The sequence below is a fragment of the Corynebacterium sp. HMSC05E07 genome (assembly GCF_001807225.1).
Lineage (GTDB): Bacteria > Actinomycetota > Actinomycetes > Mycobacteriales > Mycobacteriaceae > Corynebacterium > Corynebacterium singulare.
In genome coordinates, this window is sequence record NZ_KV788255.1 from 238 (window position 1) to 26253 (window position 26016).

The 26016-nt window shown below is 54.3% G+C and carries 19 protein-coding genes, 1 tRNA gene and 1 pseudogene; 15 read left to right on the forward strand and 6 right to left on the reverse strand.

Features of this window, described 5'->3' with window-relative positions; all coding sequences use genetic code 11:
* Positions 1-540, forward strand: a pseudogene (locus HMPREF3149_RS13135) (IS256 family transposase); the annotation flags it as partial.
* A gap of 193 nt (positions 541-733) precedes the next feature.
* Here HMPREF3149_RS13135 and HMPREF3149_RS10065 read toward each other — a convergent pair.
* Positions 734-806 (reverse strand) — tRNA-Asn (locus HMPREF3149_RS10065).
* Between the two features lie 196 nt (positions 807-1002).
* Here HMPREF3149_RS10065 and HMPREF3149_RS10070 point away from each other — a divergent pair.
* Entirely contained in the window at positions 1003-2403 is a 1401-nt protein-coding gene (locus HMPREF3149_RS10070) for a glycosyltransferase (RefSeq protein ID WP_070537886.1), read from the forward strand.
* A 9-nt stretch (positions 2404-2412) separates the two neighbouring features.
* On the opposite strand, the gene HMPREF3149_RS10075 is transcribed toward HMPREF3149_RS10070, so the two are convergent.
* Complete coding sequence (locus HMPREF3149_RS10075; protein ID WP_070537888.1) at positions 2413-3300, reverse strand: hypothetical protein; 888 nt, start codon at positions 3298-3300, stop codon at positions 2413-2415.
* Between the two features lie 168 nt (positions 3301-3468).
* Here HMPREF3149_RS10075 and wecC point away from each other — a divergent pair, with 168 nt between their 5' ends.
* The 8 genes from wecC to HMPREF3149_RS10120 all read left to right on the forward strand — a co-directional run bounded on the left by wecC (position 3469) and on the right by HMPREF3149_RS10120 (position 14952).
* Positions 3469-4734: a UDP-N-acetyl-D-mannosamine dehydrogenase gene (gene wecC, locus HMPREF3149_RS10080; protein WP_070537890.1), complete on the forward strand. Its 1266-nt coding sequence runs from the start codon at positions 3469-3471 to the stop codon at positions 4732-4734.
* A gap of 51 nt (positions 4735-4785) precedes the next feature.
* Positions 4786-6099 carry a glycosyltransferase family 4 protein gene (locus tag HMPREF3149_RS10085; RefSeq protein WP_070537892.1) on the forward strand — a complete coding sequence of 438 codons (1314 nt, stop codon included), beginning with the start codon at positions 4786-4788 and terminating at the stop codon, positions 6097-6099.
* Positions 6100-6694: 595 nt separating this feature from the next.
* Entirely contained in the window at positions 6695-8824 is a 2130-nt protein-coding gene (locus HMPREF3149_RS10095) for a glycosyltransferase family 2 protein (protein WP_070537896.1), read from the forward strand.
* Positions 8825-8989: 165 nt separating this feature from the next.
* Positions 8990-9835 (forward strand): ABC transporter permease, encoded by an 846-nt coding sequence (locus tag HMPREF3149_RS10100; protein ID WP_070537933.1) that lies wholly within the window; start codon positions 8990-8992, stop codon positions 9833-9835.
* Positions 9783-10805: an ABC transporter ATP-binding protein gene (locus tag HMPREF3149_RS10105; RefSeq protein ID WP_141741504.1), complete on the forward strand. Its 1023-nt coding sequence runs from the start codon at positions 9783-9785 to the stop codon at positions 10803-10805. Before HMPREF3149_RS10100 ends, HMPREF3149_RS10105 begins: the two co-directional genes overlap by 53 nt.
* Before the next feature lie 75 nt (positions 10806-10880).
* Positions 10881-11804, forward strand: coding sequence for a hypothetical protein (locus HMPREF3149_RS10110; RefSeq protein ID WP_070537898.1), 924 nt, complete (start codon positions 10881-10883; stop codon positions 11802-11804).
* Positions 11804-13972, forward strand: a complete 2169-nt coding sequence (locus HMPREF3149_RS10115) for a glycosyltransferase (protein WP_070537899.1) — start codon at positions 11804-11806, stop codon at positions 13970-13972. The genes HMPREF3149_RS10110 and HMPREF3149_RS10115 overlap by 1 nt, the downstream gene beginning before the upstream one ends.
* 41 nt (positions 13973-14013) lie before the next feature.
* Complete coding sequence (locus tag HMPREF3149_RS10120; RefSeq protein ID WP_070537900.1) at positions 14014-14952, forward strand: NAD-dependent epimerase/dehydratase family protein; 939 nt, start codon at positions 14014-14016, stop codon at positions 14950-14952.
* Positions 14953-15000: 48 nt separating this feature from the next.
* Here the strand turns inward: HMPREF3149_RS10120 and HMPREF3149_RS10125 are convergent, their stop codons facing one another.
* Both HMPREF3149_RS10125 and HMPREF3149_RS10130 read right to left on the reverse strand, forming a co-directional pair.
* Positions 15001-15600 carry a hypothetical protein gene (locus tag HMPREF3149_RS10125; RefSeq protein WP_070537901.1) on the reverse strand — a complete coding sequence of 200 codons (600 nt, stop codon included), beginning with the start codon at positions 15598-15600 and terminating at the stop codon, positions 15001-15003.
* Entirely contained in the window at positions 15590-17584 is a 1995-nt protein-coding gene (locus HMPREF3149_RS10130; RefSeq protein WP_070537902.1) for a glycosyltransferase family 2 protein, read from the reverse strand. Before HMPREF3149_RS10130 ends, HMPREF3149_RS10125 begins: the two co-directional genes overlap by 11 nt.
* Before the next feature lie 599 nt (positions 17585-18183).
* Here HMPREF3149_RS10130 and HMPREF3149_RS10135 point away from each other — a divergent pair.
* Positions 18184-19980 carry a heparinase II/III domain-containing protein gene (locus HMPREF3149_RS10135; RefSeq protein ID WP_070537903.1) on the forward strand — a complete coding sequence of 599 codons (1797 nt, stop codon included), beginning with the start codon at positions 18184-18186 and terminating at the stop codon, positions 19978-19980.
* Here HMPREF3149_RS10135 and HMPREF3149_RS10140 read toward each other — a convergent pair.
* The gene (locus HMPREF3149_RS10140; protein WP_070537904.1) at positions 19967-21358 is read right to left on the reverse strand and encodes a sialidase family protein; all 1392 of its coding nucleotides are present in this window, start codon (positions 21356-21358) and stop codon (positions 19967-19969) included. The two genes, HMPREF3149_RS10135 and HMPREF3149_RS10140, sit on opposite strands and share 14 nt — an antisense overlap.
* A 163-nt stretch (positions 21359-21521) precedes the next feature.
* On the opposite strand from HMPREF3149_RS10140, the gene HMPREF3149_RS10145 reads away from it, so the two are divergent.
* Positions 21522-22427 (forward strand): UTP--glucose-1-phosphate uridylyltransferase, encoded by a 906-nt coding sequence (locus tag HMPREF3149_RS10145; protein ID WP_070537905.1) that lies wholly within the window; start codon positions 21522-21524, stop codon positions 22425-22427.
* A 161-nt stretch (positions 22428-22588) separates the two neighbouring features.
* Entirely contained in the window at positions 22589-23494 is a 906-nt protein-coding gene (locus HMPREF3149_RS13425) for a hypothetical protein (protein ID WP_141741505.1), read from the forward strand.
* On the opposite strand, the gene HMPREF3149_RS10155 is transcribed toward HMPREF3149_RS13425, so the two are convergent.
* A complete protein-coding gene (locus HMPREF3149_RS10155; RefSeq protein WP_070537909.1) occupies positions 23491-24381 on the reverse strand; it encodes a DUF6492 family protein in 891 nt (296 codons plus the stop codon). The two genes, HMPREF3149_RS13425 and HMPREF3149_RS10155, sit on opposite strands and share 4 nt — an antisense overlap.
* A 794-nt stretch (positions 24382-25175) precedes the next feature.
* On the opposite strand from HMPREF3149_RS10155, the gene HMPREF3149_RS10160 reads away from it, so the two are divergent.
* Together HMPREF3149_RS10160 and HMPREF3149_RS13430 are read left to right on the forward strand one after the other, a co-directional pair.
* The gene (locus tag HMPREF3149_RS10160) at positions 25176-25478 is read left to right on the forward strand and encodes an ABC transporter permease family protein (RefSeq protein WP_070537911.1); all 303 of its coding nucleotides are present in this window, start codon (positions 25176-25178) and stop codon (positions 25476-25478) included.
* A gap of 280 nt (positions 25479-25758) precedes the next feature.
* Positions 25759-26016 (forward strand): hypothetical protein, encoded by a 258-nt coding sequence (locus tag HMPREF3149_RS13430; RefSeq protein WP_210385443.1) that lies wholly within the window; start codon positions 25759-25761, stop codon positions 26014-26016.

Consider the following 26016-nt stretch of genomic DNA (forward strand, 5'->3'; position numbering starts at 1 on the left):
ACCCGCATCACCTTTGCTGATTGGCTTAAACAGCGAACCTACCGCAGTGCTATACCTGCAGGCCAAGTACCGAAATGGGTCAGCCCCAACCAGAAATGGTGGTACACCCACCGCAATGCCCGCAGGGCTCTAAAACGTTTGGAAAAGCTCATTCACGAAGGACATCTATTTGCCTTTCTGACCCCGCCTGATGGTGCCACGCAGGACTTAAAAGCCACCACAAACCTGCTGGAAGGCGGCATCAACAAACAGCTCAAAGACTTAGCGGGCAATCATCGCGGCATGTTCGATGAGCATCAGCGCATCACCATGGACTGGTGGCTCTACACTCACACCGAAGACCCCGTACCGCCACTGGAGCTTGCCAAGCGACAAGACTTCGGACGCCAAGGAGAAAAAGCAGCACGCAAAGCCTGGGCGAAAGAACAACTTAAACGCCGCGGCCACCCAGACGGTCGACCAGCCACATACGACACCGGCATCGACAACGAATGGAACCCCAGCTTAGGCATAAGAAAAGGCTGGGCCGGACGCGCCTAAATCCACACGAAATGTCCCTTAACGCGACACGCCGCAAATCCACACGAAATGTCCCTTAAGCCGACAAGAGAGCACCCGGCTGGATACTTCTCAAAAATCCTGAGGCCTCCTGGTGGCCACGGACGTTATCCAACCGAGTGCTATAGTTGTGAGTGCAGGTCTCTCACCTGCACAATCACGTCAATTTTCTTTGCTCCTCCAACTGGGCTCGAACCAGTGACCCTTCGATTAACAGTCGAATGCTCTGCCAACTGAGCTATGGAGGATTATGTGTGGGTTGCTTGGGCAAGAAGCCTTGCTCGCTGCAACGAGAAGTAACTATATTAGCTATATCCCTAACTTTACAAATCGCCTGTTCATGGGGCTTTTCGATGTAACCTGGTACGGCATAGTTCATGCTGGAAGTCCGGCATCGCTAGACTGGCCAACCGAAAGCATCTGTAGGGGAGAGAAGGTTTCTTCATGTTCGTTGGGCACACTCGCTTCAGTCTCTTCGTCCCGGATTCCGCGTCGTGGCGTGCGAGTAATGAGCAGAGCGGATTTTCAGAAGACCAATACCGTGACTACCTCTATGATGATGCGCGTCTTTCCCTACGTGCTGACATCTTTTTAAACCACACTGTGCCCACGCTGGCGCAGGCGGCCGAAGGGTTCGATGTGAAGCACATTGTCTCCTTTTCTGAGTCTTTACCGCAGAAGTTCAAGGAGCAGCTGCAGGAGGCAGCGGACAGCTTCGACATATTGCACCTCGATGAGCTTCCGGATGGTGATAGCGGCTGGACAGCGGTGCGTCGCTATATCCAAACCACTGGCTTTAGGGGCACATTCGGCCGCTACCGGCTTGATGACGACGATATGTTGTCCGTTCACTATTTTCAGACCACTAAGCAGTACATCAAACCGGAGTTTGAAGGAATGCTTGTGAGCATGCCGCTTGGTGTGGAAGCGGTGTACGTGGACGAACAGTTCTTCCACCTGCGTGAGGCACATACTCCGATGAACTCAATGGGGCTTTTGTCGGTCTGCTCGGTGCAGGACGACGGGACTGTCGTAGAGCCGCAAAGTGGCCCGCATGACAAATCTGACCGCTTTGCGCCCGTGATTTTGGACGCGTCTCATTTGGGCTATCTTCGTGCCATTCACCCGGGACAAGACAACGCGATGCGTCACGAACCGGCTGTGGTGATGGCGCGTCTTATGGAGAACATGGCAGCCTTCCCGCCTTTTACGGACGTGGCGGCACTCGAAGCGGCTTTCCCTACGGTGGCTGAGCAAATGCAGAATCAGAGCGCCCTGCTGGCTGTTAACGAGACTGTGGGACAAGGTCAGCATTATCTTCTTGAACCCGCTAGCAGCAATGTCGGCTTGATCATCGAAGGCGAATCAGACGAGGAGATCTCCAATGAGCTATTGGTGAGCTTGTGGATTGAGGATTCTCGCGGGCGACGAGTTCCCTCGTTCAAGGCGATCCAAGGATTCGCGGCTTCGAATAACCCGAGTATCGGACATTTTGCCTATGTTCCCACGGCGCAAGGGACATTCCGCACCCTGGTGAGCCTTCATCTTGAACAAGGCCACCGGCTCCGTGGCTTCCGAATCCTGGCGCAAACTGAGAGGGCTGAGCAGGTAGAAATTTCGCAGGTTGTAGTTCAGCAAAGAGGCACGGAAGCGCGTTGTGTCAGCCCGGAGCGATGGGACGAAGAAAGAAGCCAGGGGGTCCGTGGTCTAGTCGAGCACACCGTTGATCGTGTCTATCAAAATCGGACTAACGTTGTCTCCACACTTCGCAATGTCCTAGGTGAGGAGACTGCCAATAAAGTAGTAGCGCGCCTTGACCAATTGAATAGGAAGCTGCGCAAATAGGGGAGTGACCTATTCGGGGTTGTTAAAGATTTCGTCGTCGAAGAGTTGCTCCCAATCCCCGTCTAAAGATGCTGCGTAACCGAGAATGCCCGTGAGCAGCATCTGCGGGGCAGGGGCATGACCCTCGCCCCAGTCTCCGAGAACGAGCCTCCACTGTCGTGGATAGTTTTCTACGGCTTGGGACCATGGCGTGAAGTGCTGGGTGTAATGCAGCTCGTCATCCTTGTTTTGAAGGTAGGCCACGTAGTTGTCGAAGCCCTCGGAGTACTCCGTCACGAGGTCAAACGTGATCGTGGTTTCAGAAAGCTTTCGGCTGCTCCAACACTTCTTGCGATAGGCCTTTACTTGAGGCTCAAGGTAGCGTCCGATGTGCGTTTGGGGGTTGGAGACCACTGCCAAAGATCCAGGAAAGCGGTGGGAGTAGTACATCGCGGCAAAGCCACCCGCGGACGCTCCGAAGAAGATCGCTTTTCTGCCCAACTCTGATGCTGAGACATCGGGGTGAAAACTAGTGAATATGTGGTCAAGGCAAGCAGTGAGGTCGTCTTGAAAAGGACGGGATTCATCCCCAGTGAACCATCCAATACTTGCTCCGTGGTCGAGGGAAGGGTCGGAAACGTAGACCACGTTAGCCTCTATCCCCTCCACCATGTGGCGTCCCACGAAGACTGGAAGAGTGGTCTGCCGTGGGTCGATAGCGGCGTGAAACAGAATAATGGTGCTGTCAGCCCCGCGATCCTCCACGAGCAGATCCATGAAGGCAGCACCGTAATGAATAGATACTGCCGCCGCTTCATCGGACCCTTTGCCGGGGATGGATGAAGAGAGAAAATCCTCGACAGAGTCGAAGAATGTTGTCGTGGCGCCGTAGCGCGCGTAGTTTCTCTTCACAGCCATAGCTGCCTACTCTAGTCACACTCACACACGTGCCAAAGAACAAGAACCTATGGTTATCGCCGCAAACATGTGAGTTGAGTTAAAATCTCGAGCCCTTCTCGTCTCTCCACGGGGTGGAAAGAGTCACCGTGCTACCGTAATTGGAGGTTAATTGATAGAAAGGCGGATATGGTTCCGAATTCTACAAATCTCCGTGCTTTCGACAAGGTCAGCGTCGTTGGCTTGGGGTACATTGGTCTTCCCACTGCTGCTTTTATTGCTTCCAAGGGGATTCCGGTGGTCGGCATCGATGTCAATCAGGATGTCGTGGACAGCATCAATGCTGGAAAAGTCCCTTTCTTTGAGCCGGGCTTCGGGGAATTGCTCGCCCGAGTGGTCAAGGAAGGAACGCTAACCGCACAGACCGAGCAAATTGAAGCCAATGCCTACATTGTGTGCGTTCCCACTCCCTTCCGTGAGGACCACAGTGTCGATACAAAGTACATTCAAGCCGCAGCAGAGGCGCTCGCTCCTCACCTGAAACCAGGCGCACTTGTAGTGCTGGAGTCCACGTCTCCGCCTGGCACTACCGAGGATATGGCTAAGCACTTCGTTGAGCTGCGTCCAGACTTGTCCCTTAATGACGAGGACGATAACGCAATCTTCATCGCACACTGCCCTGAGCGCGTGCTTCCTGGCAAGATTATGGAGGAGATGGAGAACAATGACCGCGTGATCGGTGGATTGACGCCGAAGGGTGCGGAATTAGCCCGCGAGCTTTATTCCACCTTTTGTACCGCAGACTTGCTCGTCACGAATGCGACGACAGCTGAGATGGCGAAACTCACGGAGAACTCTTTCCGTGACGTCAATATTGCCTTTGCCAATGAATTGTCTCTTATTTGTGACCGCCTCGGCATTGATGTGTGGGAGCTCATTGACCTTGCCAACCACCACCCACGAGTAAATATTCTCCAGCCGGGACCGGGCGTGGGTGGTCATTGCATCGCCGTGGATCCGTGGTTCATCGTTTCCGCTGCACCCGAAGAAGCCAAACTCATTAAGACGGCGCGCACTGTGAATGACGGGAAACCAGAGTGGGTCATCGACCAAGTCCTGAAGGCCCTTGAAGGTAAGGATCATCCAGTCGTTGCTGCCTTGGGCATTGCCTTTAAGAACGACATTGATGATTTACGCGAATCACCATCGCTGGAGATTGTTAAGCGCCTTGCCGTGGACAACCCCCAGTTAGACATCCGCGTGGTAGAGCCAAATGTCGAGGAACTGCCTCCGGTTCTGAATAACCTCTCCAACCTCACCAAACAGGATGCTGCTGACGCGATTGCTGCCGCCGAGGTTGTCCTTCTTCTGGTCAATCACAAGGAGTTCGTGGCCCTCGATAAGACCGTGCTTCAAGGCAAGACTGTCATCGATACCAAAGGCATTTGGCGCTAAGTTCACATAAAGGTATCCCGTAACCTATAGACACAGGAGGCAGCACGCAGCGTGAGAATTCTCGTTCTCTCTCAATATTGGGCTCCCGAGAATGGAGTACCTCAGCGCCGCTGGTCGTGGTTGTCCAAGATTCTGGTCCAGGCAGGCCATGACGTACTCGTCATTGCGCCACCGCCGCACTATCAACGCCGCCTCGGTCTTAAACAGTGGTTCTCCCGCAGAAACGTCCTGGGCGCTAATGACCTTGAAGAAGGAAATTCAGGGGAGAAAATTTTGCGATCGGGCTTTTTTCCCGCGGGACCTTCGCTTACTCACCGCATCCTCAACCAAGCCTCTGTTGCTGTATCAATGCTCTCAATGCTGGTGACCAAACGCGGACACTTCCAGGAGTTCAAACCTGACCTCGTCATTGGCACAGTCCCAGCGCTTCCCACCGCTATGGTTACCCACATTGCTGCTTTCACGCTCCGAGCGCCCTACATCATTGATTTGCGTGACGCCTGGCCGGAATTGCTGAAAGAAAAGGGTGATTGGAATTCCGGTACCGGCAAGCGCTCTGTGCGAGAGATCGTTCTCACCAAAGGCCCGTTCCAGCTGCTGACAGCGCTGACCGAGCGCGCTATGAACCACGCACTCCACCGCGCAGATGGCATCATGACGACTTCGCAGGATCTTACTGAACATATGGAGAAAGACGATGCGAATAGGGGAGCGGAAGGCAAGCGTCACATCCGGACGGTGCGCAATGTATTTCCCCCCAAGACCGAATTCATCGCTAGTGACAAGTCGCAGCGTTCCTCTTCAGAGCTTAATGTCCTGTACGCCGGAACAGTGGGTCGCGCGCAGAAAATCGACAATGCGGTGAAGGCCGTGAAGATCGCGCAAGACCGCGGTTACGCTATCAATCTGCGCATCGTCGGCGACGGCGCCACGTGGCATGCCACAAAAGCGACGATGGAAGCTCTCGGCATTAACGCGACTATTGAGCATCGAGTGCCCGCTGACGAGCTGCAGGCTATTTACGAATGGGCGGATACCGCTCTAATCCACCTGACAGATTGGGAGCCACTCAACCGCACTGTGCCGTCAAAAACCTATGAGTTGATGTCTTTAGGTGTCCACACGACCGCTGTGGTGCAAGGGGAAGCAGCCCGTATCGTTGAGAGCCTCGGAGCAGGAATCGTGGTACCACCAGAGAATCCCGAGGCGCTTGCGGAAGCATGGACAACGCTTATCGACGACCGCTCGAAGCTCACCGTTTCCCCGTCCGGGCGCGAGTGGGTCGCCACCCAGCGTGATGAGGTTGTACCCGAAGCCTTTCTGGGAATCGTCACCACCGTCACCAGACAACAAACCAAAGCATAGCGGGGGAAGAAGGATTACCAGTGCGTATTTTCTCTCTTGAGAGCTTTCCTCCTGTGGACTCTGACTACGCCGTGTTGTTGGAGTCCTCTGAAATGCCCCACGTTTTGCCCCAGGCTGCAGGCTCGGTAACTTTCTGCTTCACTAGGGACCAACTCGCAGATGTCGATTCTCTTCCAATAGTGCTGATAGACATTCAACCGGATGTAGCTATGGAAGTCCTTAGGAACTATGTGGATGCGGGACGTCACGTTGAGTATTGGGCTCCACGAACGGATACGTCGAATCTTCGCCAGCTCGTCGCAGATCGCACAGGCGAGCATATTGCCGTTGCTGGGGTTCATCTCAGTGATGGCTGGATTCAAGTGCGTATTAAGCAGGCGAGGAATGGGGACCGCTCTAGTGAGGATTGGCTCGAAGGGCTTAGGGCCGCAGCGACTCCATCTATGGTGACTCAAGAGCCGGTCACTACTGCCGCAACCGCGGTGACCTTGCGAAGCTTACTTATTTCGCGAGTCACGCCTCTGGCTAAGCCTTTCAAAAAGTACTTGCCGAGTTCAGTAGTAAACCTGATGTATAAGGTTCTGGAGAGAATTCGATGAGCTTCCACGTCCCTGGTATTTCAGTTGTCATCCCGTCCTTCGTCTCTGGTGCCGTGGGCACAGACGGAACGAATCGTGTAGAGATGAACCTTTATTCTGCTCTTGCTCCGCTTGCAAAGCAGAGTATTAGGAAAGACCTCGTCGAAGTCCTCGTTGTGCTCAACGGCGACGGAGTTTCTTCAACGCAAGCAAGCACTTCTCACGAATTTGATCAAGCGCTCACTAGCCAGTTTCCCGAGTTGACCATACGAATACTGCGCAGTCTTACCCCGGGGGCCGGTCGTGCTCGTAACCTTGGCATAGCATCCGCACGCCGTCGCTTCATCACCTTCCTCGATGACGATGACGTTCTTCAACCACGCTACCTCGAATCTGGCCTCAAAGAGGCCGATGACGGGGTGGTCACTCTCTTGCCCATCGTTGACACCATCGACGGAAGATCCATTCAGGACAATTCCCTCAACGCCCGCATTACGACTTTGCGAGGTACCACGGTCCCAGTTGCCACCGCGCCGTGGGCGCTCGGCTTCAATGCCAGCAAAATCATCCCTACGGAGATAGCTCAGAAGTACCGTTACGACGAGTTGCTTCGTTCAGGCGAGGATGTGGCGTATTTTGCGCACTTACTTGAGATCCCAGGACTGCTCTTACACACACCGAAGGTAGGGGAGAGCTCTGCCTATGTGCGCACAATTCGCTCTGATTCGGTGTCGCGCCAGCGCGAAAGCTTTGATTTTAATGTCACCCAGCGTCTTGAATGCATTGCACAGCTTCGCACAATCAATGAAGCAGCCCCGAAACACCGCGCTCTCCACGCACTCGAAGAAGCACAGTTTGGGTTCGTCAAAAGTTACCTCAAGGCGCACTCTGACGATACCCAGCGCGCTATCGATACCGCAGTGGCTATCGGCGTTCCTGGTTTGGACTGGGAAGGCCTACGCCAGGAAAAAGCGAACCGGCTGGTTTTCTCTTATTGCTTTCCCCCGTATGCGGATACCTCGGCCAATGTCACGGCAAAAGTCATCAGAAATGATGCGGAGCTGGTGGACGTCTACTATGCCGATATGGAGCGTGTCCGGGGACGTGACGAGTCGACGCGGCTCATTGTTGATCCGTTCCTCGTACACGCCGAAGAGATCGATGTTGTGCCGTCTTTCGCGCATTGGGGCGCAATCTGCTCCTACGCGCGCCAAGCCGCACGAAAGGCTGCTAAACGAGCTAAAGACCAAGATGGTTATGACTCAATGTACTCGCGCGCCCTCTGGTCTGGTTCGCACGTTGCTGCTGCCCTTTTCAAAAGCAAACATCCTGGAACGCGCTGGGAAGCAGAATTCTCGGATCCATTGAGTGTCGGTGTCGACGGTACGCCCCGCCCAGGTGAGCTCACGCGGGGAGTGACCACCTACCAGATGAAGAAGATGGTTGAGCGTTCCGATTGGCACGAAATATCGTATTCAACGCACTTCGAGCTCACTGAGCTTGTCACACTGTTGTATGCCGATGAGGTCATTTTCACCAACGAGAATCAGCAGCGGGTGATGTTAGAGCGTTATCCAAAGGACCTACAAAGCTTTGTCCGCTCTAAATCGACAATTCGCCATCACGCGGTACCCACGGAAGAGATGTACCACCTTGTGGAAGCGGACTACGAGCTTGACCCAAAGCGCATCAATATCGGCTACTTCGGAAACTTTTACGCAAATCGAGGCATCGGCGATGTCCTTACCTCACTAGAACATCATCCTCATGGTGATGAGTTTCTTCTTCACATCTTTACCTCAAAGCCTGAGCACCTTACCCGCGAATTATGGAACCATCCAGGGTTCAGCCGCCTCCGTATCAACGGGTACATGCCGTACCTGACGTTTCTCAACGTAGCCACGCACTTCGATGCACTGGTGGTGAATGACACTGATACGAGTGCCTCGACCTTCACTGTGAATCCCTTTTTGCCTTCAAAATACGCTGACTACGTCGGTAGCGGTGCAGCAGTGTGGGGTATCACGGTGGACGAATCGCCACTCTCGAAACTGCCGCTTACATTCTCATCGGCGGCAGGTGACATAGAACAAGCTCGCAGTGTTCTCGACGAACTTCTCAGGCAGGCTAGGTACAATGCCCGTTAGCAATTCTCGGCCTACACATTGCAGACCGCGAGTACTTACGCTGATTCTTCAACAACTAATCTGGAAGGGCTGATGCATTTGGCACGGCATACATGGCGAGGCTCCAAGACTTCGCAGAGAGGAGTCGAAGACCTCAACGTCCAAGTTGCGAAACACCAAGGCCGAGTGCAGATTGTTAACCCGGAAGGTCTGCATCCACTTGCCACGCGACCGACGCTGCGTGAGTACGTTTCGCAGCTGTGGGCTCGCCGTTTCTTCATCGTTGCAGATGCGAGAGCAAAGGCGCTTCGCACGACGCGTGACTACCGCTTGTGGCAGTTGTGGCTTGTCCTTAACCCGCTTTTCGATGTCGCACTGTACGGATTCCTTTTCGGCATGCTTTTGAAGACTTCTCGTGGTATCGAGAACTTCATTGGCTTCCTGTTTATCGGCATCATTTTCATGTCGATGATGACGGGGCTCATGAATTCCGGTATTAGCCTCATGCAGTCCTCTCGATCGATGATCCGAGCGTTTCAGTTTCCTAGGGCTTCGATACCGTTCTCGACCACATTGCGCTCGATGATCGATAACGTGTTGCCCGCCATTGTGGCGCTGATAGCGGCGTTTCTTTTTCAGTGGGGAACGGGCCCCTCGTGGACTCTGTTCTTCGTCATTCCGTTGTTCCTTTTAATCCACGTTTTTGGGTGCGGGTTAATGATGATCACCGCGCGCCTCACCGCCCAGGTCCCGGAGGCGAAGACAATACTGGGCCTTTTGACCGGCGGATTGTTCTTCTTATCTGGCGTTATGTATTCTATCGACAGATTTGCCGAGCATTCAGCCGTTCACCAAATAATGACTGCCAACCCCTGCTATATTTTCCTCACCGCAGTCCGCGATTCCTCGATTTATCGCACCGCTCCAAGCCTTTCGACTTGGGGAGAACTTCTGGCATGGAGTTTAGGTGCATTTGCGCTTGGCTTCATTTTCTTCTGGAGAGCGGAGGATAAATATGTTCGACTCGTCTAAGCTTCCTCCCGCGCCAGGCGAATACTTCGAAGCCAAAAAGGACCTTGAGGATCAGTCTGTCGACCAAGACGTTCAGGAAACTCCTGAATACTCGAGCGAGGTGTCTGAGAATACGGCTCGGATGCAATCCGTTCCAGACATTAATTATGTGGAGCGAGCCAACGTCGTCGTCGACAACGTGTCCAAACGATATGTAATTAGCCAGGGGCGCTCCTCAGACGCCAGTATGACTCGTGTCAGCCGTGGAAAAACAGTAGTCGATGCCATTGTCGATGCTTCACTCATTGCGTTACCCGGCGAATCAATTGGCATCATTGGCCTTAACGGTTCGGGAAAATCGACTCTTCTCAGCATGATTGCTGGCGGCTTGGCGCCGACCTCAGGCCGCATTCTAACTCGCTCTCAACCCACACTTATGGGCGTCTCACCTGCATTGCAGCCTGATCTTTCCGGTGAACACAACATCTACTTGGGATGTTTAGCATTGGGGATGAGCCCTTCAGGAGCGAAGGCACAAATAGGTGAGATTGCGGAATGGACCGAACTCGGAGATGCGATTAAACGCCCGATGAAGACTTATTCGTCCGGAATGTCCGCGCGGTTGTCCTTCGCAATCTCGACAGCGGTGCGGCCTGACATCCTCATGATTGATGAGGCACTTTCAACTGGTGATGCGGCATTTGGAGCCAAAGCTCGTGCTCGCATGCACGAGCTCCTAGAGCGCGCCGGTAACCTCTTCTTAGTCTCACATGCCATCAAGGAAATCGAGAACAACTGCAACCGAACGATCTGGATCTCAAAGGGGCATATTATTGCTGATGGTCAAACAGATGTAGTTGCGGCACAGTATCACGAATGGGCAAAACTCATGGGTAGGGAAGATAAGCAGCCTGCGCACGATTATCTCAAGGAAGTCACGGCTGTGTACGAACCACCCATGGTGCTTCTTGAAAAACCTGTCCAAAACTAAGCCACTGCTTATGGTGCGGATCCTCTGAAATCCGTCCCCGCTGTAAGCAGGAAATCATTTGAAGGAATGACTCCCATGAGCCTTGACTATTTTCGCCGTGGACGGGGACTGATTATCCTCGCAGGGTTGGCGACTGTACTTCTTATTGGCGCTATTGTTGTGGCGAGCAGTGCTATCGGTAAGGTGCTTCTGGTTTGCGCAGTTGTCGTTGGGTTTGTGTTTGTCGTGATGTCACTATCCGCACGCAAGAAGTCAGAAGGGCTGATCAAAGAAGCCTTACGCCGCAATTTGCGTGTGGAAAAACAGCTCCAGGAAATTTATAAGGCTATTCAAGAGCAGGACCGGCGTGCTGCGCGGGAACCCATGTCATTGCTTGCAGCGGACCTGTCTGAAAAGCCTGATGAGGAGAGGCACACTAAACAAGGCATATTTTCGCCATCAACTATTCCGGCGTCGCACATCCTCGGACGCCCTGACGCACATACAGCTGGACGCATGGCTGCTGAACAGACTATGGACAGTGATAGTTCTGAAGTTCTACACGCATTGATGAGCGCGCGTTCCGAAATGTGGACGCGACGTATTGAGCTCATTGGCTCACACGATTCTGCGGAATCCTTGCAAAACTTGGCGAGTGTTGAGCGCATCGCCTCGCCTCACCTCTTAGGGAAACCGTTGAGAGATGCTAGCTATCTCGTAATTGAAGAAAGCCAGTTCGAGCGTGGTTTGTGGTCGGGCCTTTTGTCGACGCAGAAGACGAGTAGTTTTTTCCGACTGCTGGACCACATGACAAAAGCAAAGAAAAACGGAACTGTCGTTATCGTCTGCCCCAGCGAAACCTCGAATCATTTCAGCGAAGAGCTTCGTCAACGTGCGACAGTGGTGATTTCGAAGAACTCCACTACGTGGAGTTGGGAGGATGATATTTACGCACCGGTCTTTAGAGCATTGCTACACGGCGAAACAGAACGCAATAGTACGGAAGAGGGGAAAGATTAATGAGCTCAGTTGTGGTCTACGGCGATGTAAGTCCGAACGTTATCGATGGCTCTTCGATCTGGCTGATGTCAATTTCTGAAGTGCTTTCTGGCGTTTTCGATGAGGTCCATATCCAGCTAAAAAACCATCCTCAAAACCGTACTTTGCTGAGCGCAATCGATGGGATTGCAAACATCCACATCCATGCCCCCGAAGGTATCGCAGAAGACGCGGCCCTTAGTACGACGGCTGCGGCTGAGTTGGTGGAAAGGCTCGTTAAGGAGAATCGTGCTACCGCTATCGTAGTGAGAGGCTTCCAAGCAGTCTATGATTTCAGCTTGAACGAGAAAATTTCTCCGATGCTGTGGTCCTATGTTACTGACCTGCCCTTTCCCCCGAAAAAGCTATCAGGAACCAATGTACAGCGGCTAAAACACATTGCAGAGTGTTCGCGTCGGATTTTCGCGCAAACCGAGGCTGCGCGCTCGTATTGGGAAGCCTTGGTTCCGCAGGCGGCCGGAAAAGTTCTGCTCATCCCTCCAATGATTCCGGACTTCGCGTTCAATACTGCGAGAAACCCGCAGAACGCAATGCACCGTACACTCAAAATCGTGTACGCAGGAAAGCTTGCTCGTGAGTGGCGGACCCTTGAAATGCTGGAGCTTCCGCGGAAACTAAAGGAACTCGGTATTGCCGCTCAGCTCGATGTGGTGGGGGCGAAGTTTAACAGGGCCAAAGATGACCCCCAATGGGTTGGAAAAATGCGAGAGGCACTGGAGAAGGCACATGCCAACGCTGATAGCGGGGTGACGTGGCTGGGAGCGCTTCCCCGTACAGAGTCCATCGAGCGGATCATGGCAGCTGACCTCGGTTTTGGATGGCGAACGGCGGAATTAGATTCGAGCCTTGAGGTCTCAACGAAGGCGCTAGAGTATGGTGCGGCCGGCGCTGCACCAATCGTCAACGAAACAGAGGATCATCGACAGCTCTGGGGCGAAAATTACCCGTTCTTTGTTCGCGCCGATGACACAGTCGAGGAAGTTGCTAGTAGAGTCGCAGCGGGCCTTCCACTGATATCCGAAGCACGCCAGAAGGCAGCAGAAGCTAGCGAGTATTTCTCGATGAGCAAAGCCCGTGAAAGGTTTATGTCATACTTCGAACGCGCTGGTGCCTTATCGACATTGTTAGAACCCGAAGAAACTCGGCAACAACGGATAGTTGTAGCGTCCCATGACCTCAAATTCATGGGCGAGCTGATGGAGTTCCTTACCCGAAGTCCATCATTCGAAGTGCTCCAGGACAAGTGGACTACGCTCCATACACATGACGAGGAGGCTAGCCGAGAACTCGCAGAATGGGCCGATACGGTATTTTGTGAATGGGCGGGCCCCTCGCTGGCTTGGTATTCGAATAACCTTCCCGATGAGACGAGATTGGTCGCCAGGCTGCACCGCTTTGAACTTGACGGTCCATGGATGGAAGGCGTCGCCTGGGACAAGGTTGACAAAATGATATTTGTCTCGGATTGGGTGCGTAAACAGGCGATTGCGCGATTCGGACTTGCCGAACCTAAGACCATGGTTGTGCCTAATACCGTCGATCTACTTGACTTTGATCGCCCGAAGACTAGTGACGCGCAGTTTGCACTGGGGCTCGTCGGCATGGTTCCGTTTCTCAAGCGTCCGGATCGTGCGCTCGACTTAATTGAGCAACTTGCGAAGATCGACGAACGTTATATCTTGCGTATCAAGGGACGAATGCCGTGGGAGTATCCACATGTATGGAGTGACCCCGTTCAAAAGCAACTCTACCTAGACTTCTTTGAGCGTATTACCCGAAGCGAGTTGCTTACTGAGCACGTCGTATTTGATCCTTTTAGTGCCGATATCGCTTCCTGGCATCGTGGCGTTGGATATATTTTGTCTCCAAGCGAGTTGGAGAGCTTCCACCTAGCCCCAGCTGAGGGAATGGCTGCTCGGACGATTCCAGTATTCTGGCAGCGCGAAGGCGTCAAGGAAGTATTCGGTGACTATGCCCAAGACTGCAGTCCAGAGGCTCACATTAAGGTCATTCTGAAAGGCCGGGAAAACGCATCCTTTAAAGAGATGGGATCAGCAGCGAGAGAATATTCTCGCAGTTGGGATGTGACTACTGTAATGCCGCAATGGGAGCAGATACTCGCGAACTGATATTAGATGCAGCGACGAGCGACAGTGTTATCATCACACCTATGCATTGTATCGTGACCGGCGGCGCCGGGTTTATTGGTTCCCATCTCGTCGATCTACTCGTTGAAGAAGGCCATACGGTCACAGTTTTAGACAACTTGTCCTCCGGCCGTCTGGTCAACCTTGAATCTGCTCGACAGAACGGTGATGTCAACGTAATTGAAGGCGACATCCGTACCATTGACTATGCTGAGCTGTTTACGCAGCACCCTACGGAGGTTGTCTACCACCTGGCAGCGCAGATTGATGTGCGTAAGTCTGTCGAGGATCCCGTAAACGACTGTGAGACGAACGTTCTGGCTACGGTGAAGCTTGCTGACGCGGCAAGGCGCCATGGCGTTCGTAAAATTGTCCATACCTCCTCTGGCGGGTCTATCTACGGACAACCCGAATCGTTCCCCGTTGACGAGCAAACTTCTGTGGCTCCGGAATCACCGTATGCCGCTGGAAAAGCTGCCGGTGAACTCTATTTGGAAATGTTTAGCCGTCTCTACGGCATTGGTTGTAGCTTTGTAGCCCCTGCAAATGTGTACGGACCGCGCCAGAATCCCCACGGTGAAGCGGGCGTCGTGGCAATTTTCAGCCAGCGTCTTCTCAACGGTGAACCAACTAAAGTGTTTGGCTCAGGCTCAAATACCCGTGATTACGTCTATGTCAAGGACGTTGCACGAGCCTTCTATCTTTCATCGAAGAATGAAGCAAACGGTGAGCGGTTTAATATTGGCACCGGAATTGAAACTAGTGACCGCGAACTCCACACACTGGTAGCGAAGGCTGCGGGAGCACCGGACGAACCTCTCTTTGCTCCCGCGAGATTAGGTGATGTCCCTCGTTCATCACTTGATTCCTCAAAAGCAACGCAGATGATTGCGTGGAGTCCGCAGACATCGTTAAGGGATGGAATTAGCGCTACTGTCGAGTTTTTCCGCAGCGCTGAGTAATAGAGCCGCTCCCCTCTGAGCTTTGCACAAGAGGGGAGCGAGTCGGGTTTATTGTTCGACTTCGAATCCCAAGCGAACGCTAGAGAGCAACGATGCTATTTCGCGCTCTCGGTCAGCTCCGATGTCTCCATGTACCCGAATCGTGTCAGCGTTCAGATTATCTGCGAACAGCACCGCAATTCCGATAAGCGGGGCGATATCTTGATCATCTTGTTGGAACACGAATGCGTTTGAGGAGACTGCGACTGAGTTATACCCGCGTACGGCACCTGACCACGAATGCGCAGGAAGGACCGCAATCGTGTCCTCCTTTAAACCGCTCATCGAGTCATGGCATTCAACTTTTCGAGTCCCAATAGGTAGACCTTTAGGATAAAACTCGAACGGAGCTGGACTCAGTCTCACGGGGCTCGCATCGGCGGCGATGACCTCACCCGTGTGAGGAGACATCCACCGTGGGACAGTGAACTCGCCGCCACACCAATTCCGAAAGACCAGGTAGAGTGCTACCGCTTCACGGTTGGGGTCGATGCCTTCGGGAAGTTCATCAACCAACAACTTTAGGCTAGGAGGAACCGAGTCATACTCGGAGAGCTCAGCCTCGTAGCCGGTACGATTTCCGGGTTCGCGGATGCGTTTAAATTTCATGATCTACCTCAAAAAAGTCGTCGCCCACAACGAAGGATCCTGCAGGACTATCTAGAGATGACATTTTTTCCGCAACTTGCTCCTTGGTACCAGCGAACGAGTCGTAGTGGCCCTCGGAATTGGGAACGAACAAGACGTAATCGATTTGAGTTGGTTGGTCTTGCAGAGCAGTAAGGATGCAACCAATCAAAGCCTCAAAAGTTGCGCCAGTAGCGGTGGGGCTGGTTTCGCTTACCTCGAAATCGATACCTGCCTGGCGCAACGACGCCATGTCGCTGTAACTAGCATCATTTATGAGGGATACAGCGAGTTCGCTTCCCTCGTTAGAGGACAGGGAATCATCAAGAACTGTGATGGTGGACGAGGCTGCTTGGCCGTCCCAGACTAAGCTAGGCAAAGTGGAGCTCGTGACCACCGTTCGCGTTGTCAGATGGTCCGGAAGATAGGGGCGGGCCTGATCCATCATGAGCTGTTTATCATCGATCTTCGGCCATTCCGGTGTTTTCTTGGAGAGCTCTTCAGCCTTCTTTCGCTCTGTACCGTCGTACTTCCAGCGTAGGAAATTCAGAGTTTCAGATGCTGCCCGAGTCTGATTGCCGGTGTCAGTATTCGTCACTTGGCCAGGGTGCATGCGGCGCAGAGTAACGGGCTTTCCCGTGTGCGTGATTTTATAGCCGGACCTCAGCATCCGGAGAAAAATGTTGTTATCGACGCCGCTTGAAAGCGTAGTATCGTATTTCACTTTCCTCAGGACATCAGTCTGTACCATCCACGTGCCATGGCCAGGCGCAGCTCCCTTAGGGATAGCCCGTTCGGCGGTAGGGTTCTTGCCTACAAATAGCTGCATGCTTCCGTCGGAATCTTCAAAATTAATAAAGCAACCGACATTACCAACTGAGCCAGCTTCAACACCCTCCAGCTGCCACTCTAGTCTCCTAGGATGCATTAGGTCATCGTCATCGATAACCGCTGTATAAAAGCCTCGACTTACTTGCGAAGCGTGATTTCGGGCAGCTGAGATGCCCTGGTTCTCTTGCCAGAAGTAACGAATCCGAGGGTCGTTGAAAGACTCAACGACTTGTCGGGTGTCGTCCGTGCCACCGTCATCGACAATGACTATTTCGAAGTCTTGGACGGTTTGGTTCAAAACAGAGAGAATCGTCTCACGGAGGAACTGGCTTCGGTTAAATGTGGAGATAGCCACCGTCACGATGGGCTTTTTATCGCCATTCCGGTATTTCCAGTGGCGAGTGTTTCGGATAAAGGTCTTATCGTTGTAAACGACGTTCCGATTGAATTGGACTGCTGCTTGGCCCAGTTCGGTTTGTGAGACGGTGTTGATGGTCGGCGGATGCCACATGTGATACATCCGAACGTCCGCATCATCGATCCAGAAAGTTCGATATCCGGCGCGGCGAGCTCGCTGGGCAAAATCGAGATCTTCTCCACCATAGGTGTGAAGACGTTCATCGAATCCTCGAATCAGATCAAAGCCTTCTCGGCGGATCGCCATCATGCCGCCCATACCCCAGCGTGGCCGTAAGCGGGATGCTCTTTCCATGGCGGACCAAGCTTGCGGGTTTTCGGATACCCACAAGTCATCCATACCTTCAGGTAGATCCCGGCATTGGAGGAAGAATGCCGCCTTTGGTTCTTGGTTAGCAATCTCGACGATTCGCTCGAAGGAGGTCGGGGTAAAGACCATGTCAGCGTCGGTTGAAACAAGAATGTCGCCTTGGGCGATGGAGAAACCCGCATTGAGTGCGCGGGATCTCGACCAATTCTCTTCGCCTTCCGAATATACGTATTTAGCGCCAACTCGTTCGGCGAGCCTTTCATTTTCAGTCCGATTAAGAGAACCGAAGTCTGAAAGAATTACCTCTCCATCGTATCGGCCAAATGACTCCTTGACCGACGTTAGAGCGAGCTCAAGCCTTCTCAGGCCCCAGTCTCGGAAACCGATGACAACAGATACATCAGTCATGAATTTCCTCCCCGAAAACGGTAACTACATTTGCACTTGACCACTGCCCGTAGGCAATGAGATTGAAATCGAATGAGGGGGCGGGAGAACTGGACTTTTTCCATTTAACGGGCTCGATGACCACTTCTCGGCACCCATCTGGCAATTCGAAAAAAGCTTGCGAGGAATGTTTGTGTGCCTCTACGGGTTCTGAGTATCGGTACAGAGAACCCAACCCTGAACTCCACGTCAACCTACTTTCGAGAGCGAAGTTCTCGGGGTCTGGTAGAGACGGAAACTGAACCTTATATGCGAAAAATCCGTGTTCGAGCGATTCATCGCTGTAGGCCAAAAGGGAACAAGCTCTAGCCTCGAAGGGTAATTTAAAACTTTTCTTCAACGATATTTCCTTACTTAACTGCCTAGGCCACTCCTTATTGTAGCGGGACGTGAATGGGTAGAGCAGTATGTCCTGATTTCTTGGACTAAAGGGAAGTACGTAGCTAAAGGGCTACATGAGAAAAACTGAGGTCGCCTAGGTTGGTAGGGTAATCCTCACTACGCGCAGAGGCGTGCAGGAGGTCGTTACCGGGTCTCCTGCCGGTGCGAAAGGAATTGTTATGTCTCTTTACTCTGGCCCGGACCGCGGACGCCCCATCGTCATTTCTGGTGGTTTAGGTCGCCTGAACACAATCTCCCGTGTTCTGGGAGGTGGGATCCGCATTCATAGTTATCCCGAGGTCCGCTTCAACTTGGACGATCCGTTTTGGCCTCAAATCGAGGAACTGAAACTGCACCCGACTGTGCGGTTCTACTTGCACTCGCTGAATTGGATCGACTTCATTGTGGATCGGGCAGCGGAAAGACCAGCGGCTGAATGGTCAGACGAGATCGAGTTAGGTGCAGAGTTTGCTTGGACAGTGGCGTCAAACTGGTGGGAGATGAACCACGCCACTCCCGAATGGAAGGATGATGAGCATGTGTGGGGAGGACACGCGGTCGCGATTAGAGCGGCATCTCTGAGCGCCCTCAGTGAAGTCTTCCCTGAAGACGAATGGCTGTACGAAGCTATTGCTTATCACGGGCAGTGGCTCATGGAGCATTTCGACGGCTACTGGAATCATGGGCTCTCTCAGGCTCTTGCGCTGCTCGTGGTGGGAGATAGGCTGGGCGATGAGTCGATGCTTTCTACCGGTTCTGAGCGCGCTGTAGCGTGCCTTGAGGTCATGATTGATGGTGAAGGTGCTGTCAACGAACAAGCACCGGAGTACTCGAACTACATTGAACGTTTACGTAAGACAGCTGTTGACGCTTTAGAAATGCTTGGGGCACCGGGTGCGGAGACGTTGCGTGCGAAGCAAAAGCCTCTGGAGGAATTTATTGCCCATTCCCTTACCCCGGCCGGAACATTTGTGGAAGTCGGTGATTCTATGCCTCGCCGTCCAGAGTTTGTTCGTGGAGGGGCACTGGAATTCGCGCTATCGAATGGTGCTGCTGGGGCTGAGATACCGCGAGTCAAGGTATATGAGGCGGGTTACATTTTTGGACGTTCGGGGTTTGGTCAGCGTAGGCCTAAGGAATTGGAGAGCTATTACACCCTGCGCTTCGGGCCGCCGCGGCAAATTCATGGGCATTTTGACCACCTGTCACTGACTTACTGGGATCGCGGAAGGAACATTATTGTTGATGCTGGCCACCCCGGTTATGTGAGGGGCCCATTCCGTTCCTATGCCCAGAGCCGTCTAGCTCATAATGTGCTTACTGTTCGTGGAAAGGAACACGACGCTGGAGCAGAGTCACGACTGGTGGATTACCAGATCGAGGAAACGTGGTCGGCGTTCGATCTTGAGGACACCGCTTGGGGAGGCCTTCACTGGAATCGCAGTGCGTGCTTCGTAGACTGTGGGCCCTTGGTGGTCTCAGACAGCCTTGAACCGACGCGCACTGTGGAGTACGCGGAGCAACGTTGGAATGTGGCCCCAGAGTTCGAATACGCGCGCTCGCAGTACGAGACAGTTCGTTTTCGCTCTGTTGTCGATGGAACCCAATTGGTGTTCATCCGCTACGGTATCGACGGCTCGCGCTACTTCGAGCCTACGGATACGAACCTCGCCCGAGGCGACCGTGAGGGACAGCGTGGACTTGTCTTCCGTAACGAGCAACCCACGGACACGTGGACTGTGGGTTTTGGACGTGCGAGCCGAGACTTTGGGTTGCTCACCGCGGTAGTGGTCGCCAAGCCGGAAGACAAGGTGGAGTACACCTTCAAAGAGAACGGGCCCGGCAAACGCGTACTGCGCATCGTTCGTGGGAGCCAGACCTTCCTCTTTGATTACGACGTCAAGTCCAAACGGGTTCGGGCTTTGTCCGCGCCCGTTGAACGAGGGTACGCGGACGGTGGGCTTACTCCGCGCTGATGCGCTCCGCCACCGTGCGGTTGATACGCCAGTCAGCGCGGCCCTCGCTAAAGCCGGAGTAGTACAGCTCGAAGGTGAGGTCGTCCCCGCTGCCGTGGGGGACTAGGGCGGATTTATAGAGGTTGGGGTAGCCGGACTCCTCGTGGGAGATGATGGGGGTGTCCGAGCGCTTCCAAGTGACACCGTCCTGAGAACGCAGAAGGTAGAGGTTACCTTGCTTGACCGTGCCGGGGATGATGTGGACGAGGCCGATGTATTCACCGTCGTAGAGTTGGACGTCGATGTGCCACAGGCGCTGCCCAGACGTGAGGCCAGGGTCAAATGACACAGTGGTTGGTTCAGACCAGGTTTTGAGATCCGAGCTTTCGTAAAAGACCACGCGGTTAGGCACACTACCGTCGTTGGCTACACCGTAGAGGCGCCACTTTTCTCCCGTCCAGATGAGGGCTTGGGACATGAACTGAGGCTCACCGGTCCAGATCTCTTCTTTCTTAGACCAGTGCACACCATCTCTGGATTTCACTAGGTAGATTCGGTTGGTCTTTCCGTTCGGGCGATCGACCATGCGCCAGGTCAAGTACATTTCGCCGCTGGGAGCCATGACGAGTTGGGTGTCGGAATTGTGCGGGTTAGGTTTGCCCAACTGGTCATCGATAGGGTTATCTAGCCCCTCGGGAGCCTGCCATGTCCAGCCGTCGTTGGAGACGAGCACATTGGGATCCTCAGCGCCTTCATCGCTGGCTGGGTACGGGGTCATTGCCATCCAGTACTTCCAACCGTTCCAACCATTCTCAAAGTAGAGGACTGAAGGGTGGGTAGCTTGGCCGCTGCCTTCGTGGGTGGGCAGTGTCAGCTGCGGGCCGCGGGGAGCGGTCCACGCCCACAGTTGATCCTTATCATCACTGGTTGCGAGCCGGTCTTTGATGCCGGCTACGTGCTGCGCAAAACCAGGGGAGGGCTCCACGGAAGTAACTGGGGCGGGAGCTGTGCTTGTGGTCGGTTCCGGTGAGGAACTGGGTTCCTCAGTAGGTGCCGGGGAGGTTGAAGGTTGAGTGGACTCAGGCGTGGAAGTGGGAGTGCTCGGAGTTGCCGCAGGGGTGGTGCTCGGTGCTGGGGCCGATGAGGAGCCGTCGGAAGAACCGATTCCGGGCAGTAGTCCGGCGATGAGAGCCAAACCACCGACACTTGCTGCAAGCGCCACGAGCGCAGCAATGGCCTGCTGGACCTGTTCCTCATTGAATTGGGGAAGGGCAGGCATCTGGAAGGCTGGGAATTGTTGTGCCTCAGCAGGTGCTGGGGTGGTTGCCTGTCCGGTAACCAGAGAGGCGGTGAGGGCTAGGGCAACGAGTGCTTTTCCGGTGCGCGGTGGTCGACGCATGTGAGACTCCTTTGAGCATGAGGACGAGACAAATCGAAGTCTAGTTTGTGGTGACGTGTGGGGCAGAAGAACCTGTGGACATCGACGAGTGCGTGCGCCGCTACATCCATTCCTTAGTAGGCTGAGGCCCTCTGCGGGGCTCCCGGTGCTTTAAGATTGGCCTATGGCTCATTCTACTTCCGTCCGCACCGTCGTTGTCCCAGCCGCTGGTATGGGTACTCGTTTCTTGCCCGCTACGAAGACTGTCCCTAAGGAATTGCTCCCAGTTGTGGATACTCCAGGCATTGAAATGATCGCGGAGGAAGCCGCGGCGGCGGGGGCATCGAGGCTGGCCATTGTGACGTCGCCAAGCAAGGACGAAGTCCTGCGCCACTTTGATGAGTTCCCGGACCTTGTGGAGATTCTGCGTGCGCGGGGCAAGGATGAGCAGGCGGCGAAGGTTGAGCGTGCCGCGGAGATCATTCACCCAGTTGCCGTAACCCAGGAAAAACCACTCGGATTGGGGCACGCAGTGGGATTGGCTGAATCTGTATTAGATGACGATGAAGACTACTTTGCTGTCATGCTTCCCGATGATGTCATTGAGCCGACTGTAGCCATGAGTGAAATGATTCAGGTGCGCCAGGAGCAGGGCGGTTCGGTGTTATTGGCGGTCGAAGTCGACCCCGTCCATGTCTCCAGTTACGGTGTGTTTGATATTGAGGATACTGGTGATGCCCGTGTGAAGAAGGTCGTGGGCATGGTGGAAAAGCCTGCGGTCGAGGATGCACCGTCGAACCTAGTGGCTACGGGCCGCTACCTGTTAGACCGCGCGATTTTCGACGCCCTCCGTCGCATCAAACCAGGCAAAGGCGGCGAGCTGCAGCTTACCGACGCCCTCGATCTGCTCATCTCCGAAGGCCATCCCGTCCACGTCGTTGTCCACGACGGCATTCGCCACGACCTTGGCAACCCGGCAGGATTCATTCCGGCCAGCGTGGAGTTTGGATTGCGCCACCCGAAATATGGTCCGAAATTGCTTGAGGACCTAGAAGCGCTTCTTGAGAAGTACCGGACGGAAAAGCGTTAAATTCTTAAACGACGAGGAACCGCAAAAATTCTACTCGACGTTTGACTGTTTCCTGCGTGGACTAGTACCGTTTCGACGTAGTTGGTAGGTGTTTTCCGGATAGGTGGAAGGGCTGCCTGTTTTTTCGGTCATTGAAGTGCCCCGAGTTATAGAAGTTTCTTATGCTGTATTCTTTTCGCCTGGTGTCAGACGAATTAAAAAATTGGCACACAGTTCGACTTAATGACGGTCGCCGCATCTATGAGTTAATTGCCCGACCGGGCCAAAGCGAGCATGTTTACATGAACTTGCCTGTCTCAAGGCGACCCAAAATTGAGGTGCCGTTTCCGTGCACTGTCGAAGAATTAAGCTTCGGTGAAAGCGACTACATGAGCCCGGAGCAGACGCATTTGAACACCGCCCTCGATTCTGAGACCGGTATCCCATTTCGACGAGGAGCTCGGGGAGACCCCCGCCATCTAGTGGTAACCTTCCCGCATTTTAAAGGACAAGGTGGATGGCCAGCTCCGTACACCGTCCTCAATGCGGAATCCGTTGGCATCAATGATTGTGCTTTCCTCTCATTTCAGGATCCGCACTTCCATCTCGGGTCCTACCTGCTCTCTGACAATCATGGGCACGATCCAAAACCAAGTGTCGAGAGAACAATTCGTAACGAGCTCGAGAGATTTTCGCTCGACGATTCCTCCCTAACCATTCTTGGGGCAAGTAAAGGAGCTGCAACGGCAGTGATGATGAGCGAGTATTTCACCGCCAACCAGCTCATTGTCTGCTCGCTATCTACTAATCTTGATATCCCCATCAGAAAAAGCCGCTATTCCCACATTGGGGTCGCCCTCGATTATTACGGTGTGTCCTACCCGGACATGATGGAGTGTCTGCTCGCGGAGGCAGCGAAAAAGGAGACCCATTGGTTTTATGCGGTGGGAGACCACGCGTCCAACCAGGGAAACGAAAGTGCAACCGCCGATAGGCTCACGTCGTACCCGGTGGAGTCGGGGCATTCCCAAGTTTTGAGAGAAAGTATGACGACGATTAACCGAATTATTGGTGAAAGAATGGCCTAGTCGTACTGGAGAAACCACTCAGCATTCTCCCACGGGGAGAGCAGGTGACGGTGCCACATCGAGGCGATCATATCCTTCTGGCCATCAGTCAGCTGTGGTAGACGCTTTCGATGCAGGCCAAAGATCGGCACATTCCGATCACTGACTTCTTCTATGTATCTCTTGACTACCTCTGGATCTTGCGGCCATTTAGTAAACAAAGTCCGTACCGGCTGAGGCGCGTCGGTGTAGAGATCGTTGAAGCGATTCTGGATGAATGCGTAATAGAGAATGAACTCCGTCCCACCAGTTTTTCGCAAGGATTGGGGGAGAGCCGCGTCATATTTGGTTGTGAGAAAATCCCTCAACCCCCGCACTTCTCTGGTGTGCATGATGAACGGGGTGATCGACGGCATCATTACTTCCGGGTCTGCCGTGATGTTCCCTACCGCCGCCAGTGAATTTTTCACATATCCACGCCAAGTGTCGTTCGCTCGGACAATAGGCATGGCAGGCTTCCCGTCAGCCATGAAGTCTTCCGGCTTGGTAGGACGGGTGAAATGATTCTTGGCATCCAGCATCAGATACATGTCACTGTCGTAGTACCCGCCGAGCGCCAGCTTCAGCGCCTGCTGGTCGTAGTACCCGTCGCGCTCCGCGTCTCCAAGCAGATCTTTCCATCGAAGAAACTTAATCTTCTCCCGCAGATTGTCACTAAGCTTTGGAAAGACATCAGCCCGGAAGCAACTCTCTAGCTTGTCATCGTCCTGGCCGTTCAAAATGATGGTATATTCCGTGACCGAGCGTTGATCGTAGAGCCGGTCAAGCGAAAGAGCTTGAAGGGCCCCAAGGCGGTAGTCTCCCTCGAATACGATGCTGGCGATAGGAAAATTCTTAATGTCCACCATCAAACCGTATCATCCTCCTTGGCCTCACGGTTCCGTAGTAAGCGGTGTCTGCGAGTGTTCGCGCGTCCTTTTTGAATTGGTGTAATTATACGGCAATCACCTTGCCCCACCGGACCATCGTCACAGGTGCGCCCACCGCTATATCGCCCGGCAGTGGCCTACTTAATGCCAACTCCCCAGATGCGGAGGATGTGATCTCAGACCAATGTGTCAACCCATCCGATAACCTGATCCCTGAAACGTCGCCCTTGGCGATGCCTGTAGCAGATTGAATAGGAACGCTCGTAGCGCTGAGCGAAGCGGAGGTTTTGACCGTAGTGGATCGCCGATCGGTCACCACCCACGCCCCACCCGAGGCCATTACTCACACACCCAGACGCGCCAGCCCAGCCAGGGGGTTAGTATCTTGGGTCGGAACGCGGGACAGCCTACGTCTTATCAGATTTTGCAAGTGATCAGATAAGGGAGCGAGGGCGTACGCCAATACGTTGATGTAGGAAGAGGGAACACGAGCACTACCGGAGCGGAGAACGATGCGAATATATCCGAAATTTTCCAATGAAGTGGATGTTCGCTACGGCAACATTGGCGCGGTAAGTCACCGCACCCATAGTCTCGTCCCAACCACCTCCCGTCGCGGTGTATTCAAACCCTGTAGGGCTGGTTACCTGGTTTCTATCTTTGTCGTAGAGGTAGAAGCGCCTAACCCCCGACGTGTCCACTTTCCGGGGTCAGGCGCAGCCCACCGACACGCCCTCGGGGGAGGTCCGCTCGACCACGGAGTTCCCCGGAGCGTGAGCGCCGCCGCGCATGTGCAGACGCTTAGCGACGACTACTTCGCGTCCCGCAACAAGTACTTCCTCCTGCTCACGGCATTTACCGTGGTGGTGGCGATCGTGCCCACGCTGACGATCTACGCGGCGATGTCCGTGATCACGGGCTCGCGGGTGCGGGAGACGAAGCTGGTGAGGGCGATTGGTGGGGCGTCGATAGGCATTCTGGCGGCGGCGGTTGTCGAGGCGAACGTGCTCGGCCCCCTCGGCGTCGCCCTTGGACTGCCCCCGGGGTCGCGGTGGCCGGCTCCGCGCCCGCGGTGACCGAGAAAATGAGGATCCGCTTCCCCCTCGACAACGCCGGGCTTCCCGCCACGTGGCTCGCCGCCATCGGGGCCGGCGCGCTTGCCGTCGAAAACGCGGAGGCCTCGGGACGCCGGGCGCTGCAGGGCTGGGTTCGTGGCGGCGGCGATCGTGTTCGCCGGCGCCGCGTTCGCGCTGCGCGGCGGGGGGAGTGATCCGGGCGGTCGCCTCGGCGGGCCTGGCGACGCTCACCGCCGGCGCCGCGCTCTCCGTCATCATCCCGCTGCTGCTCCGGGTACGCGTGCCCCTGCCGAGGCTCGGCCTGGCGCTGAGTTACGCGTCGCGGCAGTGGAACAGGTCGGCGTCGGTGATCGGGATCGTGACGGTCGCCGTTGCCCTCGTCGCCGCAGTACTCACGAGTTTTGAGCAGCTGCGCTCCCACTTCATCGGCCCAGCCAGCAAGCAGGGGCTTGTCGACGCCACCGTGACCTCCCTCACCGGCGACATCGACCCCGCCCTCGCTGACGTCCTGGTCGCGTCCCCGGGGCGTCGCGACTAG